Genomic DNA, 14,407 nt, shown 5'->3' with positions numbered 1-14,407 from the left:
CGCGCGCGCTGACCAGCCTCAAGAGTCGGAAATATGGCGAATCCGCGTTGGCGCCCCGGTGGAACCGCGCCAGGCCCAATGGCGCCCATGCTCCGGGCATATTCACCCCACTCAATATTTCCAGGATTATTGGAGCGCCATGCGTAGCTACCATCAAGGGTGTACACATTGCCATCAGCTAGCCGGACCTTATTCCAGCCGCCACCGACATCAACGATCTCAACGATTTGCAAAGCACGCGCTCCCACATAAGGGATGCACGTCCATGCGCAACTATGCAGACGATACCGAGTTCGTTAGGAATTAGCGAGAGGAGCTGCGGAGGAATGAGCCATTCGTAATTTGCTGACCGCATTGTTTTTCATCGCCATCGCTAGCGGCCACGCTTTCGGTGATGAATGCAGGTATCGCGCAGATGACGGAAGTGTCTTGGAGCGCGTCAGCTTGCCTGACTACAATTACGCCTTCCAGCCGAAGGGCGAATGGGGGACGCTCTGTGCGATCATGCGCAGCGACATCTCCACGGATTTGGTATGCGACAATGGCTTCGAAGCAGAACTGTCCGGGCTGGGAGAAGAGTTGCAGATCGGAGATCGACGCTTCACCCGCCAGTGCGATTGATGTTGGCTCAGGATCATTGCGTGGGGTCGCATCGCCCGGGATGGCACCAATGAACTGTGCCGGTCCATCGGTCTAGTCGGAATGCCACTGCAGTGCCGTCGCTTGTCGCAGTGGCGACCTCGTACCGTACCATCACCGCTGTCAGCGCGATCAGCAGGAATAGCCCGAAGACCGCATACTTGCGCCATCCGCGCCACAGATAGTACTTCGCTTCGTCCCTGAAAGACGGCGGCTTGAGGCTTGCGTGGGCTATCCGAGTGGCTATGGCCTCCATATCAGCAGCATACTCTGAGCCGGATAGCTCGCCCTCTTCAAAGCGAGCTGTGAGCCTGTCTCGCTCCTCGCGCAACTTCTGCACCAGTTTGTGCTGCACGTGTCGCTACCCCCCTTTGCTCTCGCCAAGATGCCCATGCTCGGCCAGCCACGCCTTGACTATTCGGCGCACAGCTTCAGGGCGCCCCGGCTTATCCTCCTCAGCCTCCGCATAACGCTCAACGGCATCGAGCAAATCCGGCTGGAGTCTCACCCCTACCAGAACGCCTTTACCTGTAGCAGGAGGGCCGGGCTTCTTTGCCATCTGTGTTAACACGGTTCTTGAATTGTAATTGCAGCTGTGTTAACACGGTTGCGGCTCGGAGGGAAGGTGGAAGCTCCCGCCCGAGCCTAACCGAAACTCGATAGGAGCATCGAGCATGGCTGAAGCCACCGTTACCACGCCTGCTGCCGGCGCGTCACCAATCGCCTTCCTGGCCCCACGTCGCCACGCAATCCAGAACGCCATCACGGCCCTTGAGCCACTGCTGCTCGCCGAGGGCAACACTGCCTCGCCACGCATCAAGGCGCTCGAGCTGATCTTCGGCCAGCTGATGGACGAGCTGTCAGCGGTCGACACAGTCATCCTCGCCCTGCCTCCGACCAGTGCGGACGATCTTCACGTGCAGGCCGCGATCACGCGTGCCTCTGTCGATGATTACCTCGACCGCATGCCGTTACTCGACAAGCTGCTGCAGCACGTTGAAGCCTTCGCAGCATGAAGACGTGCAGTGTCGCCGGCTGCGGCGCGCCTCACTATGCAAAGGGCTATTGCAATACCCATTGGCAGAGGTGGAAGCGCCATGGTGACCCGCTGATCGCCTACAAGCGAACCGCACCGCGGCCCGCGGCGAAGGTCTGCGCGGTTGAGGGTTGCGGCAAAGGAGCGATCGCCAAAGGGCTTTGCTCCAAGCATTGGCAGCGACAAAAGAAGTATGGCGACCCGCTGCATGTGCCCTACAGCACGGCGCCAGACAGACATGCCAGCCGCTTCTTCAAGGAAGTGGTGCTGCCCTATGAGGGCGATGAATGCCTGCTGTGGCCCTTTGCGTCACGTCCGAAGGGGTATGGAGTTTTGGGCGAGGACGCAGTGCATCGGCTTGTATGCGAGCGCGAGCACGGCCCGCCGCCGTCGCCAACTCATGAAGCCGCGCACCGCTGCGGGAATCCTCCATGCTGCAATAAGCGCCATCTCTACTGGGCGACGCCATCTGAAAACCAGATGGATAGGATCGCGCACGGCACCAGCAACAGGGGCGAGCGACACCCAAACGCCACTCTGACGGAAGATGATGTCTTGGCGATCCGGGCCATCAAGGGGACGCCCCTGTCTCAGATCGCGCATCGGTACGGCGTAACTCCGCAGACGGTTTGGGACATACAGCACCGCCGCTCCTGGTCCTGGCTCCCCTAACCCGCCCTCACGGCCCCGGCTGCGCTATATCCTCAACGGAGATCTGTGCCGCATCGGCAGCCTCAGCGAACTGCTCGTCCGACACCTCCGCAAAATTGAAAGGTATGAACAGGCGAACGAGCTGCGAAACGAGCTCGTGGAGCTGATTCAGCGTCAGCCCTTTCGCGCAGATGTTCTCGCCATACACATCGAGGCCGGTTTCGATTGAGCCTTCTATCCGCATTTACCAGAACCCCAACCAAGCGCCCCAGCCATGGATAACGGCAACTGGGAAAAACAGCGCGCCCGCGATCAGAAAACCCCAGTTTCCGTCTGTGAAGCAAATGTAGAGGTGGTTGAACCAGCCTGCCGCGCACGCCAACGCAAAAGCGATACCGAGTATCGCCCCGAAAATATCACCCACTCTTATCCCCGCATGAGTGCCAATCTTGATCGCATCGCTACCCAAACACCGAGCGAAACGCAAACCTATTGGTGGTCAACAGAGCAACTTGCAATCCGAGCCGCTGCTCCTGGCTGACCTATTCCCCCAACAAAAAACCGACTGTGCTAACAAACTGGCTTTAGCACTTAACTTCATGCTCTTCCGCTTGTTCGGGCAATAGAATATGCAGCGGCATGTCTTTCCCGGTCTTGCATTCGCCGATCACCTCAGCCGGCATCAAATACTCGCTGCATCACCTTCAGCCCTTCCATGTCAAGCTTGAGGGAAAGGGTAAGGACGGCCTCGACTTGACCGTGCGCGTGTCGTTTCACTCCCACGTGTATTCGAAGGCCGACAGTGACGAAGCGACGGGACATCGGTTCAAGGACGAGGGTGGTAAGTGGCGCGAGTTCTGCACGGATCGGTACGGCTGGTGCGTCGATCTCCCCGTCATCTGCACCGCTATGGTCGAGCAGAACTTTCCGTCTTGGGAAAGCCAAGACGCTGGGCAGAAGAACAATATGGCCGTTTCCGAAGCCGTGCCAACTAGCGGCCTCAAATACCTGATCTTTTACGATCTCCACCCCAGCCAATCGTCCGGCATCGACGTCGAGTTGGTGGTTAAGAGCGCCTACAAGAAGCAGTTTTTCGCGGATCGCGTGGGTAAGCGGCTGAAGGTGCACGCGCTCCTGCGCACTGTGCTTTACAAGGGCGTTCGAATGCCCAAATAAAAAAGGCCCCGTGAGGGACCTTGATTATGGCAGCTTAAGTCTCTGCCGTGCGACTGCCGCTTACCGTGGTATGCTGGCCTCAAGGGCGGGCTTGTAGCAGCATCCTTTCGGAGGCGTCGCTTTCTGCTACTGGGAGTACAATAGACTTTCAGGCGGTAAGGTTCAAGACTTTTTCGAAAAAAACCAGCCGTGAAGCTAAGGGACGCTACGGCGCAACAGCCCTATAGCCCCGGCATCCCGCCATCGCATTTGGGGCAGCGCCGCTGGTGGAAGTCTGACCCGTTAGCGCCATAGACATGCCCGCAGTTCTCTCGCTCACACTGCAGCGCCCAGATAAACTGATTGTGGTCTGTGCCGCGGAAGGTCGACTTCCGCAGCAAGCGCTGATTGTTCCTATTAAGGTCGCCTAACTCTGCCATCTTCCCCTCTGTGTTTATCGCCTAGCCGTGGGCCACGCACGGCACTGTAGCGCTCAGTCCTTTTGCTTCAGGATCGGCTTCAGCTCATGGAGAGCTTCCTCAAAGCGCTGTCCTACGCCATGGGCCCAGACCATGTCGGCCGCGTTAGCGAACGTCTTCTCCATGAACCCGTTGTACGCGGGCTGAGCCAGCAATCCGACGGCTAACAAGATGCCACCCAACCAGCGGGAGAAGGTGACACGCGCTCTATCAACGTGTTTTGCCGCATTGAGGATCTCTGCGCGCGGCGTGTTCTCATCAGCGCTTTCGAGCAGGCCGAGGCTGGCATCTAGATCCGCTTTTGCTTGTCCTGCGACAAGGAAGTCCGGCACCTCACCATTTGAGGGCGTTCTCAGCATATCGGCGACCATCGCCCGCACTTCCGGCGAGACGGCGTCCAGAGCAGCACGGAGTTCTTCTGCGGTTCGGCGGACTTCGGCCAGCCGGACAACCTGCAAATCCGCGCGCATGTTGCCCTCGCCACTGAGGGTTGCCGTCGCCGAGATCACATCAGGTTCTTCAGTTATCATCGGCTCGCCGTCCTCGGTTACGAGTTGCGCGCCATTCTCAGTCTGAAGGGGGGCTCCGTCGTCGACTACGTAATCCTGATCGACGTATCCGTCACCGGCATATAAGCCAAAAGATGCCGCTTCCGCAGGATCGCTTTGACTGCGTGCGCCACCTGCTGGACCCACGTCGTCTCGTGCGTAACCTTCTGGCAGGTCTACTGCGGTTTCCCAATAATCGGTGTTCTCCCGCTCCATGTCTTGCTGTGCGGATTTCGTTGAGCTCGCCTCAACTTGCACCTCAGCCGCCCTACCGGATCGAAATCCTGGCCTGCCTCTTGAGGCAAGACCCTGACCGGTAGCAGTGTCCGGGCGCGCGTGTGTGCTGTCGCCATTGTGCTTCGACGGTATCTGTGGCGGCGTTTCTTCGTCGTCTGCCATTTGCCTCCCCGATCTGGGGAAGACAATCAGGCTTGGGCATGGCGTTGGCAAGCGCCTTGCGAGGTTAGCGTTAAAGCCGCAAATCCTTAGATTCGTCCTTCGACTTCACGCTGGCGCGCGGAGTGCCCTGGCTGCGATCGATCAGCAGCCGATCGCGAGGGAGGCCGCGGGCGACAATTGCGCGCCGCCAACGGCCCTTGGTGTCGACGACTTCGCTCACGCGACGAGGGCTGCGGACGTTTTGTCCGGTGCCAGCCCTGTCGGCAGGAACGCCGGCGGGATGATACCCGTCGGGATCCGCGTGACCCGGAGGGACGGGTCCATGGTCGCGATCTTGAGCTTGACCGAACGGCCATTCCGATCGTCGACTTTTACAATGGCGACCTCGCCGATTTGCACGGCCTCGCCGACTTTGACGCTGACAGACAGCAAGCCCATTTGGTCCTCTCGTTAAGCGTATTCAGACGCCAGGTACTGGTTGCGCTCGGTGTCGGAGAGCTGCGCCATAGCGTTCTCCTTGGCCTCGCCAGTCATGCGCGAGATGACCGCAAACTTGCTGGTGTCCTGCAGGTCGGCCGGTGCTGCGCTGGGCAGACCGCCCAATGCCGGCGGGATCTCACGCTTGGGCTCCGTCGGCGGCTGTGGTGTGCTTGGCTTGTTTTCTTCCGCCGGAAGGCCGAGCGCCTTGCGCATATCGCGCTGCACCTTGGCATGCGCCTGGTCGAGGATCGATGCAGCGAACGGGTCGGCTGCATTCCCGCCCTGGAGCTTCATAACCTCAGCGTTCAACGCATCGTAGCCCGCGCTGCCGGCTTCATACTGCGGATGCTTCGCCAACCAGTCCGGCACGGTGTTTTCGAACCAGGTCGATTTGCGGATCTCAAAATCATGCTTGCGGCTGTCGGCTGACAACTCGTGCTTGAGCTGCATCCGCTCGAGCTCGCTGCGCTGGTCGTTCAGCTCGCGCAGGCCCTTCCGATATTCAGCGCTCGACAGCTCGCCGTCGTCGAAACGCTTTTCGAGATCGTCCTCGCCGGACTTGATCGCCTCCAAGCGGGCTTCGAAATCCTCGGGCAGATCGTAGGCCGGGAGGAGCGACTGAGGCTGCTGCACGGCGGCTGGCTTGCCTTCATCGGCGGCAGCATTCTCGACAGTGACCGACCCGTCAGCAGCAACGGCGCCTTCCAGCTCAGTCTCGGCAGGCGCGCTGGTATCGTCCTCGGCCGACGGAGTATCTGCCGCGGCAGCCGCTTCGGCTTCCAGCCCCTCGTCGACCAGGTCGGGGTTCAGGAGCCCTGCCCGTTCTTCCTCGGACAGGCTTTCGAGCATTTCATCGGTAAAGTCTGGCTTTGCCATTCTGGCTTCTCTCTGGTTCGGCGTTATGCGGGCACGTCCATGGCCGGCGCCGCACCGGTCTGGAGTTGTTCGGATTCGGCAGCAGCGGCCTGCTCAAGCTGGGCTTCTTGAGCCAGCTCAGTCTGGGCGGCTGCGACGCCGGCGGCCTGCGCCGCCTCGATGTTCTGATCGCTCTGCGACTTGAAGCCGGACTCGGACATGATCATGTCGGCCGTGTGCGAGGCTGCGGGTGGGAGAGCCAGGGCATTGCCGGCGGTCGCGAGTGCGCGATCCTGGGCGCTGACCTTTTCGGTGACGGTCTGGGCCGTGATCCGCTGTACCTCGGCACGCTTCTTCTCGGCGCTGGCTTCCTTGTCGGAAATGTCGGCTTCCACGGCACGAGCCTGCAGCTTGGCTGCCTCGGCTGCGGCCTGCTGGGCCTGCACTTCTTCTTCCGTCAGCTCCTCGGCGTCTGGGTCGCGCTGATTGGTGACGGCACGGATGCGCTTCACGATCTCCTCGCGGTTGCCGATGTCCATCTGCTCCACGACCAGGTCGAGCAACACCATGCCGACGGCTGGGGGCAGCTTGCCCACCAGACCCATGAGCTCGTCCATGGCATGCTGGCGCATGGATGCGCGCCAGTCGGCCTCGGTGATGACGAAATCAGCCTTGGACCGCTGGATGTCATTGGCCGGCAAGCCATCGTTCACGGTGATGTACTGAGGCGTGCCGCGCATATTGGTGATTCTAAATGCTTTTTCTTCGCTCACGAACTGCTCGATGTTCGACAGCAGCTTCTCGCCGCGCAGCTGGGACGCGAAGCGGAGATTATCGAAAAAGTGCATCGTCGCCATGGAGCCCTGGTCCTGACGCCGTCCGATCGCGACACCAGAGGTGGCATTGGTGTGGCGCCCGAGGAGCTCGTCGGTGACACCGCTCGACTGCTGGATCATCGCAATTGAGCGGGACATGAATTCGAGCTGGTACTGGGAAAGCTCTCGGTCATTGTCGAGGTCGAGCTGCGACCCCTTCTTCTTGACGATAATCGCGTCGGGGCGCGAGGCCTCGCGGCGCAGCTCGTCGATGTCTTCGACGGCGTCGTCGTCCATGACGATCTTGTTGGTGGAGAGGATGTAGAGCGCCTTGGATGCGCGCTTGTTGATGTCCTCTTGCATGCCCTTGAGGCCGCGGATCATACCGTATGGCAGGCCGTCGCGTCCGCGGCGCTTCCCCCAGATCGGGGTAAATGGAAACTGGTTGTGCCGGTACGGGCTCTCAGAGAACCAGAGCATGCCGGCATGGGTGAATATCGCCACGTGCATGCGCATGGTGATGCGCTCGACGAGCTCCGCTTCGCCACTTGCCAGCGAGTCCCTGTGGCCTGGCGAGAACGGGTCATAGATTTCCCGGGCGAAGGCGCCGCCCTTTAGTGCTTTCACCAGCACCGGCATGCGGATCCACCCTTCGATCAGGCGGACGCGCTGGCGGTGATAGCCATGGTTTACCCGATCGGTGCGGCCGCCCGATTGGTCGAGCGCCATCTCGGAATAGTCACCCACCTCGTCGCCATCATCGCCATACGTGCCGATGTCGAGCGCCTGCTGCGCCGAATGCTCGAGCAATTGTCCGCGCTTGCGGAAGATGGCCTTTGCAATATCGAGGTCGACCCACTTGTCCCGGAAGATGTACCGGGCGTCCGAGAGGTCCATCTCCGTCGAGGCGCTGTCCCAGAGCACGCGCCGCCAATTCTCGTAGCGGGTGCGCAGCGGTTCGTCGTCGCCGTCGCCGTCGAAATAGTCTTCGACCCAGCCGATGCCGCTTTTCACCGAATCCGCAAAGGCGCGGCTGACATGGAAAGGCGTGCGGTTGACGTCGCTGAGATATTTCATCAGCTCCGATTTGCGCTGCGCCGGCTTGCCCTCGTTCTTGCGACGCGGAATGACCTTATGGTCGGAGCGGGTGCGCTTCTCGGTGCCGAGCACCCAGTCGACCGATGCCGAGATCACGTTATAGACGAGAGCCTTCTGGCCGCGGTCTTCGACTTCCTGGGCGTCTTTCTCCGCCCACTGGATATTGTCGTAAAAGTCCTCGTCCTGCGCCTGCTCGACGCGGTTGTCGTATTGCCGATCAAGCTCCTTGGCCCGCAGGTCCATGAGCTTGTGGTGCATCTCCACCATGTTGGGAGCGTCGAGCCCTGAGGGCTTGATCTCCCTGGCGCCTTCCCGCCCCTCGCCACCCTTGATCGGTGACTTGAACTCGGTTTTGCGGACGGAGCCATCATCGGCATTGATGTCGAACATCAGAGGAGGACCTCGCGCACGCGCTTGCCGGAATTGCGGTCGGTGATCGTCACCTCGGCCATGGCCTCGTTGTCGGTCAGTATCGGCACGCGATAGGGCGGAATGCCGAAGAGGTCATCGATATTATCCTCGATCAGCTCGCAGATGCGCTGCGCAGATTGTGGCGTAACCCCGATGCGGAGGGCTTCGGCAAAACCGAATGCCATGAGCGCCGCCTTGCGGGCCCAGTCCGGATAGTGCTTGTGCGATGATCGATCGAACAGGAATGCGCTCTGCAGCGTAACGACGCATGGCACCGTGTGCTCGGAGAACTCTTCGCCCGTGCGGATCAGGCACAGGCATGGCGCGACGCCATCGTCCGTGGAGACCCACGTGCCGATAAGCGTGAGATTGCCCTTCACGGTTGTGAAGTGGCGCTGGTCTAGGTCGAGAACGGCAGTCATGCACGGCCCCCGGCAAAGGGGTGGTGCGGCAAGGGGAAGAGGTAAGCCAATTCGGCCCTGCTGTCTATCTGTCGCCGACCCTCAACGGAGAGCTGGGCGGTAAGGTCCGAAGGCCTGCGTTCGTCCCTCTGCACTGCCACTGACGTAATGGCGATGAAGATGCCGCAGGCGTCGCAGCACGTGCCATCGCCTGAAATGGTGCGCAGCATCTGACCCTGTCTGCACGATGGGCAGTCGCGTCTTGCGGCCATGTCACCGCCTCCCCGCCGATCGAGCCTTGCGCCATTTCCGGTGGGCGCGCTCGCCCCCTGCCCGGTTCTTGTGCTTGGTCCGCGCGAGAAACCGGCGATGGCGATAGGCCGCGTCCGCTTCACGCACTGCCGCGCGCTCGTTCTGTTTCGGCGCCGGCGCTTGCCGCTGGGTGTCGGTGGCTTGGCCTGCCGAAGCGCCGGTTACAACAACATGCCCCGCCTTGGCATTGACCTGCCCTAAGGCAGCGCCGCCCAGCATCGCCATTGCGGCGAGTGCCCCCACAATCATCTTCTTCAATCTATCCTCCTGGATGGACCGACACCCGGGCCGTCCCTGCCCGAGCGCGCGGCGTTTGGGTCAGCTGTGCGGGTCGGCTTCGTACTTCTCGGAAGGCAGCTGCCCGCGGATGCGCTCAAGCGACTCGTTGACGCTCACCGAGGCGGCCAAGATCTGGTGCGCCAAAGCGCGCGCATCGCCGAACACGCCATATCCCTCGAGATACTCAGGGCCTGTCGCGTTCTCCGGCACCGGCCCGCAAAGCCGATCGGCGAGTTTCGCAGCCTCACGCGCCGTCTCCCGAGCGTGATCCCGGGCATCCCTGAGATCGTCCATAAAGCTTTGTGGCCCCTCGCGAACAGGTCGGCTGTTCCGGGCTAACTCTGCAGCTCTGCGTGCATAACCTAAATCAGACATCGTCTCTCTCCTGGTTAAACAGCCATCGCGCTCGGACGCGAGCTGGGTCTGCGTGTCTGTTGGCGTGGGCCGCGGATCATGCCGCCGGCCTTGGCCTGGGCGTGCTGGCGGATGGCGTCGGCGGCGTGCTGGTGGCCGTTCTTGTTGACCTGGCTCGTGAAGGTGCCGTTGCGCTCGCTCCACGCCTTGCCGTAGCCGGCGAGGTGCTTGAGCCCTTCGGCGCAGTTCTCTTCGTCGATCCAGTAGCTCGCCATGGCGTCGCGCAGCTGCTGGATGCCGGCGATCAGCTCGTGGATGCGCGGGATGATCTCGATGTTCTTGAACCCGACTTCTTCGAGCATGTCGGCGGAGGTCTTGAGCAGCTCCGCGCCTGGGCGCCGATGCGCACCGTCATGGGGCAGAAAGCAGGTCCCGAGCACGTAAGGCCGCTTGTCGACCTCGCGCTTGAAGAAGCTGTAGGGCTCGCCCGATGCCTCGATATAGTCGATGAACCGGTCCTGCAGCCCGACCTGCTGGTGGAACCAGATGGCGATGTCGTCGTCGACACCGAGATCCCAGAAGAGGTTGACCGGCACCGACGGGTCATAGGGCACTTTGGTGATGCGCTGCTGCTTGCGCATGGTCGCCAGTTGCACGGCCAGCCACTTGCCCTCGGTCGACTGGTTGAAGGCCTCCTTGAGCGTGGATGGGTACTGCATCCACATCTTCTCGACATCGCCGCCGAACTCGACGTCCCGCTTCTGGACGTACCAGGCGCGCTGCTCCATCTCGATCGGGCGGCCGATCTCGGCCTCGAGGCGGAAGAAGTAGGCGTGGTCCGTCGGCGAGATGACCACCGATGCCGGGTCGGTCTGGTATTCGAGCGCGTCCCACCAGCTGGCGAAGTGGAGCCGATAGTCCATCTTGGACAGTGGACGGCCGCTCAGTGCCACTGCCTCGGCGCGCTGCACCTTCTCGGTGAAATCGCCGTCGAGGCCTTCCACCGTCGATTCGATGATGACGATGCCGGTCTGATCAACGGCAGGAATCGAGCCGGTCTGGATTTCGCGCGCCTTGAGTGGCGCCACGGCGCAGATCTTGCCGTATTCGGAAATGTGCAGGAACTGGATCGTGCCGCCGCGTACCGAGATGGCGCAGCGGATGGTGGAGTTGTTGGAGAGCACCAGCTTGGACTGGGTCGAGCGCACCACCGGGTTCATGGCCTTCACCAGGTCAGGCAACCGGTCATAGGCGAACTTGATCTTGTCCGAGAAGATCTGTTCGCAGGTCACCCGGTCCTGGGCGATCAGGGCGCAACGCTGGTTGGGCTCGAACAGCGCGCGATCGAGTGCCATCAGCTGCGCCACGGTCGAGAAGCCACGCTGGCGCGCCTTCGGCACCACGTTGCGGTACCAGAGCTCCTCGATGAACTTGTCCTGCACCTCGTTGGGCACGAACCGGACGGGGTTACCCTCCTTGTCCATGATCCAGTAGAGGTTGCGGATGCGCCACTTCGGATCCCGCAGGTTGCGGAAGAGCTCGAGCTCTTCGGCTGTCGGCGTGCGGCCGAGGATGGCGCGCAGCTGCTCCTCGATCGGGATGGCGAGAGCGTCGTTCACTCGTCGTCCTCCCCATCGTCGGAGAGATCAGGATTGCTGGCGGCAGCAATGGTGGCGGCGGCCTCGGCTGGCAGAGCACTGGTCGGCGGCGTCTGCGTCGGGCCCAGCGTTGTCCCGGCCAGCGCGCCGAGGAGCTGGGCGAACTGCCCGACGGCTTCCACCTCGGTGCGTTCCTTGAACGCCATGACGTCGACATGCTTGCCAACCAGCTCGAGGCGTTTGCCGCGATCGGCGAGCTTGATCTTGCGCACGCGGCCGATGTGCTCGCGGTCCTCGCCCCTGCCCTCGAACAGCTCCTCGACCTCGATGCCGGCGACGAGTCCTGTGCGGAACGCCATGGGCCACTCGTCGACGGGCAGCAGGTTCCCCGCCTCGTCGAACAAATCCGCCAGGTCGGCATCGAGCTCGTCACTGAGCCGCTCCAACACCCGGTCCCGGTCAAACTGGAGGCGGACAGCGCGATCTCGCTTAAGCTGCCTTATGCGGAGCCGGATGTGAGGTTTGGTCAGGTTTTCGTATGCGATCTCGCGCGCCGTGTTCTCGCTGTAGCCTGCGCGACGGGCCGCAGCCGCGCCGTTGAGATCGACGAGATACTCCTCGCAGAAGCGCGCTTCCCGTTCCGTCAGGCGCTTGTGTTTCGTGCCCCCGCTCTTGCTTGGGTTGTCGAAGCTATCACCTTCATCGGCCGCCGGCGTCGCGCCATCGTCATCGATGTACTTATCCGCGACGGAACGCGCCCGGGCACGCTGTCGCGCATCCTTGCCGGTCGGTTCTGTGGCTTTGGGAGACTTGCCGCGCGCCTTCGCCATCTATCGATGATCTCGGTGGTGCGGCAGGCGGAAAGTAGCACAATCGGCAGGCTCGGTCGAACGGACCTTTGCTGGTTCCTGCGGCCCGTCGGGCACCAAGGGCAGCTTCGGATCCAGCAACGGCGTGAACAGCGCAACGTCGCGGCGTTCCTGCTCGTCCACGACTGGGCGGAAGTGCGAGATGTGGAAGAGCATGTTCCCGTAGCCCTTGAGCGAGAGGAACAGTCCCAGATCACTCGGCACCACGGCGGTCACCACGTAAACGCCATGTCGGATGGGCAAGCCGAGCAGCAGGGCGCGCAAGTAGACGCTCCATTGAAGCGTCTTGCCGCGCTTCCACTCGGAATTGAGACACACGCACTTTGCGCCCGGCTTTGCCCAGAACCCGCCCATGGTCACGGCACCACCATCCAGTCCCGAGCAAAGAAATCCGCCTTGTCAGGCCGCCAGTTGCGCGACTGGTATTTGCCGCCGCTCGCCTCAAGGCAGATCGCGCCGTCCGACACGAAAATGACGCCATCTGGCCAGGCTTTCCGCGCCACCCGGTTTCCGGCAAAGAGCGCATGCACGGCATGGTCGAAGCTCATAGCGCCCGTCGAGGCATAGCTCGCCTCAAACTGCGCTGCCGACACCCAGCGTTCACGCCCGTCCAGCACCACGATCCAGCCGTCGAGGCTCGGCGCGGTCCCTGCCACGCCAATCGGACCCTTGGCAGGATAGGCGTGTACGGCGCGCGTCGCGATATGGGTAAGCGGCAGGTTACTCATTGCGCACCTGCCAAAGCCAGGCGCTGGCGCGCCTCGTCGATGACCTGCACCGGGAACGTCCACCCGCCCTTGGCGTCTGTCATGCTCGCGGCGTGGCCCGACACTTTGCAGCAGGTCAGGTAGAGCTTGTCGTCCAGCATGGCGTGCACATGCTGGGTGAGCCCAACATCTTGTGGTGGTAAGGCCCGACGCTCGTCTGGGGTAAGGGGATTCTTACTGGTTCTTTTACTGGTTATAGGTGTCTCAGAGCTGTGAGACACGGAAACAGCGGATTTTGAGACACGGCTTTCCGTGTCGCAATTTGAGACACGGCCCCCCACATCTTGTGTTCGCGGGAAATCGGGCTCGCAAGCCAGTCGGTATCGGGTGGGCAGCTGCTTGTTGGTCTGCGGATCGCGTTGCGGCTCACGCAAAATCAGCCCGAGCGATTCGAGTTCATCGAGATGCCGGTTCACCGATGCGCGCGAAATCTCGCAATCCTCGGCGAGCGTTTCCTGCTTCGGAAAACAGCCTTGATCGGGGTTGTGGCGGTCGGCGAGGTGCCAGAGCAGAAGCTTGACGACAGGCTTCAATCCGCGCTGCTTGATGGCCCAGTTCGTGGCGTCGTGGCTCATGTCGCCTCAGCCGCTTCGATCACCACGCCTTCGGGCATTTCCTTCATGCCCCAGAGCGATGCCGGCGCCGTCAGTCCCTTGAGTTTGAGCGCGTCAGTCATCACCACATAGGTGTTGGCAGCGAAGCGGTTGAGCGAACGCCAGTTCGTCACCACCTGGTTGGTCTTTGCCTCGGTCAACTCCATGACGGATCGTGTTCCGCCTAAAGCGCGGATAACATCGTCGACGCTCTCAAGCGCCTTGGGAGTGAGTTTGGTTTTTGGCATTGATGGTCCGCCTGCAACGGCCGGACCATACTAAAGGATTTCTTTATCCGCAATTGACAAGATAGTCTTTGTGGTGTCTCTGATGGCGCGACAATAAAATCTTGTCATGAGCGACATCATGCCCGACACCTCGAACAAGGCCATTGGCCGCCGCCTCGCCGCCGTTCGCGAGGTCAAAGGCTGGACGCAGGTCTTCATGGCCGAGCTGATTGGCGCCAGTCCTCAACGATGGGGAAATTACGAGCGCGGCCACAACGCGCCCCCACCGGACACGCTCGCACGCATCTGGCAGCTGACTGGCGCGACGTCTGATTACGTCTTATTCGGCCGCATGGACGGCCTGCCGCTGGAGCTTGCCCAGGCATTGCAGGCGCGATCGGAAAAGGTGGACGCCGGCCTCGGGACAAAGGCCGGCTAAGG

21 protein-coding genes are annotated in these 14,407 nt (G+C 61.6%); 6 read left to right on the top strand and 15 right to left on the bottom strand.

Annotated features, from left to right (window positions below; all coding sequences use genetic code 11):
* The first annotated feature begins 342 nt into the window (after window positions 1–342).
* The 3 genes from BM364_RS06490 (at window position 343) to BM364_RS06470 (ending at window position 2,347) form a co-directional block, all read left to right on the top strand.
* The gene (locus tag BM364_RS06490) at window positions 343–621 is read left to right on the top strand and encodes a hypothetical protein (RefSeq protein WP_139232510.1); all 279 of its coding nucleotides are present in this window, start codon (window positions 343–345) and stop codon (window positions 619–621) included.
* Between the two features lie 692 nt (window positions 622–1,313).
* A complete protein-coding gene (locus tag BM364_RS06475) occupies window positions 1,314–1,655 on the top strand; it encodes a hypothetical protein (protein WP_092422450.1) in 342 nt (113 codons plus the stop codon).
* The gene (locus BM364_RS06470) at window positions 1,652–2,347 is read left to right on the top strand and encodes an HNH endonuclease signature motif containing protein (RefSeq protein ID WP_092422448.1); all 696 of its coding nucleotides are present in this window, start codon (window positions 1,652–1,654) and stop codon (window positions 2,345–2,347) included. Before BM364_RS06475 ends, BM364_RS06470 begins: the two co-directional genes overlap by 4 nt.
* A 7-nt stretch (window positions 2,348–2,354) precedes the next feature.
* Here the strand turns inward: BM364_RS06470 and BM364_RS06465 are convergent, their stop codons facing one another.
* A complete protein-coding gene (locus BM364_RS06465; RefSeq protein WP_092422446.1) occupies window positions 2,355–2,570 on the bottom strand; it encodes a hypothetical protein in 216 nt (71 codons plus the stop codon).
* Window positions 2,571–2,600: 30 nt separating this feature from the next.
* Between BM364_RS06465 and BM364_RS18400 the strand changes: the two genes are divergently transcribed.
* Together BM364_RS18400 and BM364_RS06455 are read left to right on the top strand one after the other, a co-directional pair.
* The gene (locus BM364_RS18400) at window positions 2,601–2,867 is read left to right on the top strand and encodes a hypothetical protein (RefSeq protein ID WP_175528485.1); all 267 of its coding nucleotides are present in this window, start codon (window positions 2,601–2,603) and stop codon (window positions 2,865–2,867) included.
* Between the two features lie 98 nt (window positions 2,868–2,965).
* Entirely contained in the window at window positions 2,966–3,502 is a 537-nt protein-coding gene (locus BM364_RS06455) for a hypothetical protein (RefSeq protein ID WP_092422443.1), read from the top strand.
* Between the two features lie 472 nt (window positions 3,503–3,974).
* Here the strand turns inward: BM364_RS06455 and BM364_RS06445 are convergent, their stop codons facing one another.
* The 14 genes from BM364_RS06445 to BM364_RS06380 form a co-directional block, all read right to left on the bottom strand.
* Window positions 3,975–4,907: a hypothetical protein gene (locus BM364_RS06445; RefSeq protein ID WP_139232509.1), complete on the bottom strand. Its 933-nt coding sequence runs from the start codon at window positions 4,905–4,907 to the stop codon at window positions 3,975–3,977.
* A gap of 216 nt (window positions 4,908–5,123) precedes the next feature.
* Window positions 5,124–5,345 carry a hypothetical protein gene (locus tag BM364_RS06440; protein WP_244542789.1) on the bottom strand — a complete coding sequence of 74 codons (222 nt, stop codon included), beginning with the start codon at window positions 5,343–5,345 and terminating at the stop codon, window positions 5,124–5,126.
* A gap of 12 nt (window positions 5,346–5,357) precedes the next feature.
* Window positions 5,358–6,263 (bottom strand): hypothetical protein, encoded by a 906-nt coding sequence (locus BM364_RS06435; protein ID WP_139232508.1) that lies wholly within the window; start codon window positions 6,261–6,263, stop codon window positions 5,358–5,360.
* 23 nt (window positions 6,264–6,286) lie between these two features.
* The gene (locus tag BM364_RS06430) at window positions 6,287–8,545 is read right to left on the bottom strand and encodes a portal protein (protein ID WP_092422430.1); all 2,259 of its coding nucleotides are present in this window, start codon (window positions 8,543–8,545) and stop codon (window positions 6,287–6,289) included.
* Window positions 8,545–8,988 (bottom strand): hypothetical protein, encoded by a 444-nt coding sequence (locus tag BM364_RS06425; protein WP_092422427.1) that lies wholly within the window; start codon window positions 8,986–8,988, stop codon window positions 8,545–8,547. The genes BM364_RS06430 and BM364_RS06425 overlap by 1 nt, the downstream gene beginning before the upstream one ends.
* Window positions 8,985–9,239, bottom strand: coding sequence for a hypothetical protein (locus tag BM364_RS06420; protein ID WP_139232507.1), 255 nt, complete (start codon window positions 9,237–9,239; stop codon window positions 8,985–8,987). The genes BM364_RS06425 and BM364_RS06420 overlap by 4 nt, the downstream gene beginning before the upstream one ends.
* Window position 9,240: 1 nt before the next feature.
* Complete coding sequence (locus BM364_RS06415; protein ID WP_139232506.1) at window positions 9,241–9,537, bottom strand: hypothetical protein; 297 nt, start codon at window positions 9,535–9,537, stop codon at window positions 9,241–9,243.
* A gap of 60 nt (window positions 9,538–9,597) precedes the next feature.
* Window positions 9,598–9,852: a hypothetical protein gene (locus BM364_RS06410; RefSeq protein ID WP_092422418.1), complete on the bottom strand. Its 255-nt coding sequence runs from the start codon at window positions 9,850–9,852 to the stop codon at window positions 9,598–9,600.
* A gap of 95 nt (window positions 9,853–9,947) precedes the next feature.
* Window positions 9,948–11,531, bottom strand: coding sequence for a hypothetical protein (locus BM364_RS06405; protein ID WP_244542788.1), 1,584 nt, complete (start codon window positions 11,529–11,531; stop codon window positions 9,948–9,950).
* Complete coding sequence (locus tag BM364_RS06400) at window positions 11,528–12,340, bottom strand: terminase small subunit (protein WP_092422415.1); 813 nt, start codon at window positions 12,338–12,340, stop codon at window positions 11,528–11,530. Before BM364_RS06400 ends, BM364_RS06405 begins: the two co-directional genes overlap by 4 nt.
* Window positions 12,341–12,739 carry a hypothetical protein gene (locus tag BM364_RS06395; RefSeq protein WP_139232505.1) on the bottom strand — a complete coding sequence of 133 codons (399 nt, stop codon included), beginning with the start codon at window positions 12,737–12,739 and terminating at the stop codon, window positions 12,341–12,343. It abuts the gene before it with no gap.
* Window positions 12,736–13,107: a Thoeris anti-defense Tad2 family protein gene (locus BM364_RS06390; RefSeq protein WP_092422409.1), complete on the bottom strand. Its 372-nt coding sequence runs from the start codon at window positions 13,105–13,107 to the stop codon at window positions 12,736–12,738. Before BM364_RS06390 ends, BM364_RS06395 begins: the two co-directional genes overlap by 4 nt.
* Window positions 13,104–13,721 (bottom strand): helix-turn-helix domain-containing protein, encoded by a 618-nt coding sequence (locus BM364_RS06385; RefSeq protein ID WP_092422406.1) that lies wholly within the window; start codon window positions 13,719–13,721, stop codon window positions 13,104–13,106. Before BM364_RS06385 ends, BM364_RS06390 begins: the two co-directional genes overlap by 4 nt.
* Complete coding sequence (locus tag BM364_RS06380) at window positions 13,718–13,987, bottom strand: hypothetical protein (protein WP_139232504.1); 270 nt, start codon at window positions 13,985–13,987, stop codon at window positions 13,718–13,720. Before BM364_RS06380 ends, BM364_RS06385 begins: the two co-directional genes overlap by 4 nt.
* A 106-nt stretch (window positions 13,988–14,093) precedes the next feature.
* On the opposite strand from BM364_RS06380, the gene BM364_RS06375 reads away from it, so the two are divergent.
* Window positions 14,094–14,405, top strand: a complete 312-nt coding sequence (locus tag BM364_RS06375; protein ID WP_092422400.1) for a helix-turn-helix domain-containing protein — start codon at window positions 14,094–14,096, stop codon at window positions 14,403–14,405.
* Window positions 14,406–14,407 lie beyond the last annotated feature (2 nt).

This window comes from Devosia crocina (assembly GCF_900116545.1).
In the GTDB taxonomy this organism is placed as follows: Bacteria; Pseudomonadota; Alphaproteobacteria; order Rhizobiales; family Devosiaceae; genus Devosia; species Devosia crocina.
Note: the sequence above shows the minus strand (reverse complement) of the source record. Positions and strands in the feature narration are given on the sequence as shown.

Bases quoted from the DNA above. Each gene is read 5' to 3' on its own strand.
- BM364_RS06475 (WP_092422450.1), top strand. From the start codon at position 1,314: ATGGCTGAAGCCACCGTTACCACGCCTGCTGCCGGCGCGTCACCAATC.
- BM364_RS06470 (WP_092422448.1), top strand. From the start codon at position 1,652: ATGAAGACGTGCAGTGTCGCCGGCTGCGGCGCGCCTCACTATGCAAAG.
- BM364_RS06465 (WP_092422446.1), bottom strand. From the start codon at position 2,570: ATGCGGATAGAAGGCTCAATCGAAACCGGCCTCGATGTGTATGGCGAG.
- BM364_RS18400 (WP_175528485.1), top strand. From the start codon at position 2,601: ATGGATAACGGCAACTGGGAAAAACAGCGCGCCCGCGATCAGAAAACC.
- BM364_RS06455 (WP_092422443.1), top strand. From the start codon at position 2,966: ATGTCTTTCCCGGTCTTGCATTCGCCGATCACCTCAGCCGGCATCAAA.
- BM364_RS06445 (WP_139232509.1), bottom strand. From the start codon at position 4,907: ATGGCAGACGACGAAGAAACGCCGCCACAGATACCGTCGAAGCACAAT.
- BM364_RS06440 (WP_244542789.1), bottom strand. From the start codon at position 5,345: ATGGGCTTGCTGTCTGTCAGCGTCAAAGTCGGCGAGGCCGTGCAAATC.
- BM364_RS06435 (WP_139232508.1), bottom strand. From the start codon at position 6,263: ATGGCAAAGCCAGACTTTACCGATGAAATGCTCGAAAGCCTGTCCGAG.
- BM364_RS06430 (WP_092422430.1), bottom strand. From the start codon at position 8,545: ATGTTCGACATCAATGCCGATGATGGCTCCGTCCGCAAAACCGAGTTC.
- BM364_RS06425 (WP_092422427.1), bottom strand. From the start codon at position 8,988: ATGACTGCCGTTCTCGACCTAGACCAGCGCCACTTCACAACCGTGAAG.
- BM364_RS06420 (WP_139232507.1), bottom strand. From the start codon at position 9,239: ATGGCCGCAAGACGCGACTGCCCATCGTGCAGACAGGGTCAGATGCTG.
- BM364_RS06410 (WP_092422418.1), bottom strand. From the start codon at position 9,852: ATGGACGATCTCAGGGATGCCCGGGATCACGCTCGGGAGACGGCGCGT.
- BM364_RS06400 (WP_092422415.1), bottom strand. From the start codon at position 12,340: ATGGCGAAGGCGCGCGGCAAGTCTCCCAAAGCCACAGAACCGACCGGC.
- BM364_RS06390 (WP_092422409.1), bottom strand. From the start codon at position 13,107: ATGAGTAACCTGCCGCTTACCCATATCGCGACGCGCGCCGTACACGCC.
- BM364_RS06385 (WP_092422406.1), bottom strand. From the start codon at position 13,721: ATGAGCCACGACGCCACGAACTGGGCCATCAAGCAGCGCGGATTGAAG.
- BM364_RS06380 (WP_139232504.1), bottom strand. From the start codon at position 13,987: ATGCCAAAAACCAAACTCACTCCCAAGGCGCTTGAGAGCGTCGACGAT.
- BM364_RS06375 (WP_092422400.1), top strand. From the start codon at position 14,094: ATGAGCGACATCATGCCCGACACCTCGAACAAGGCCATTGGCCGCCGC.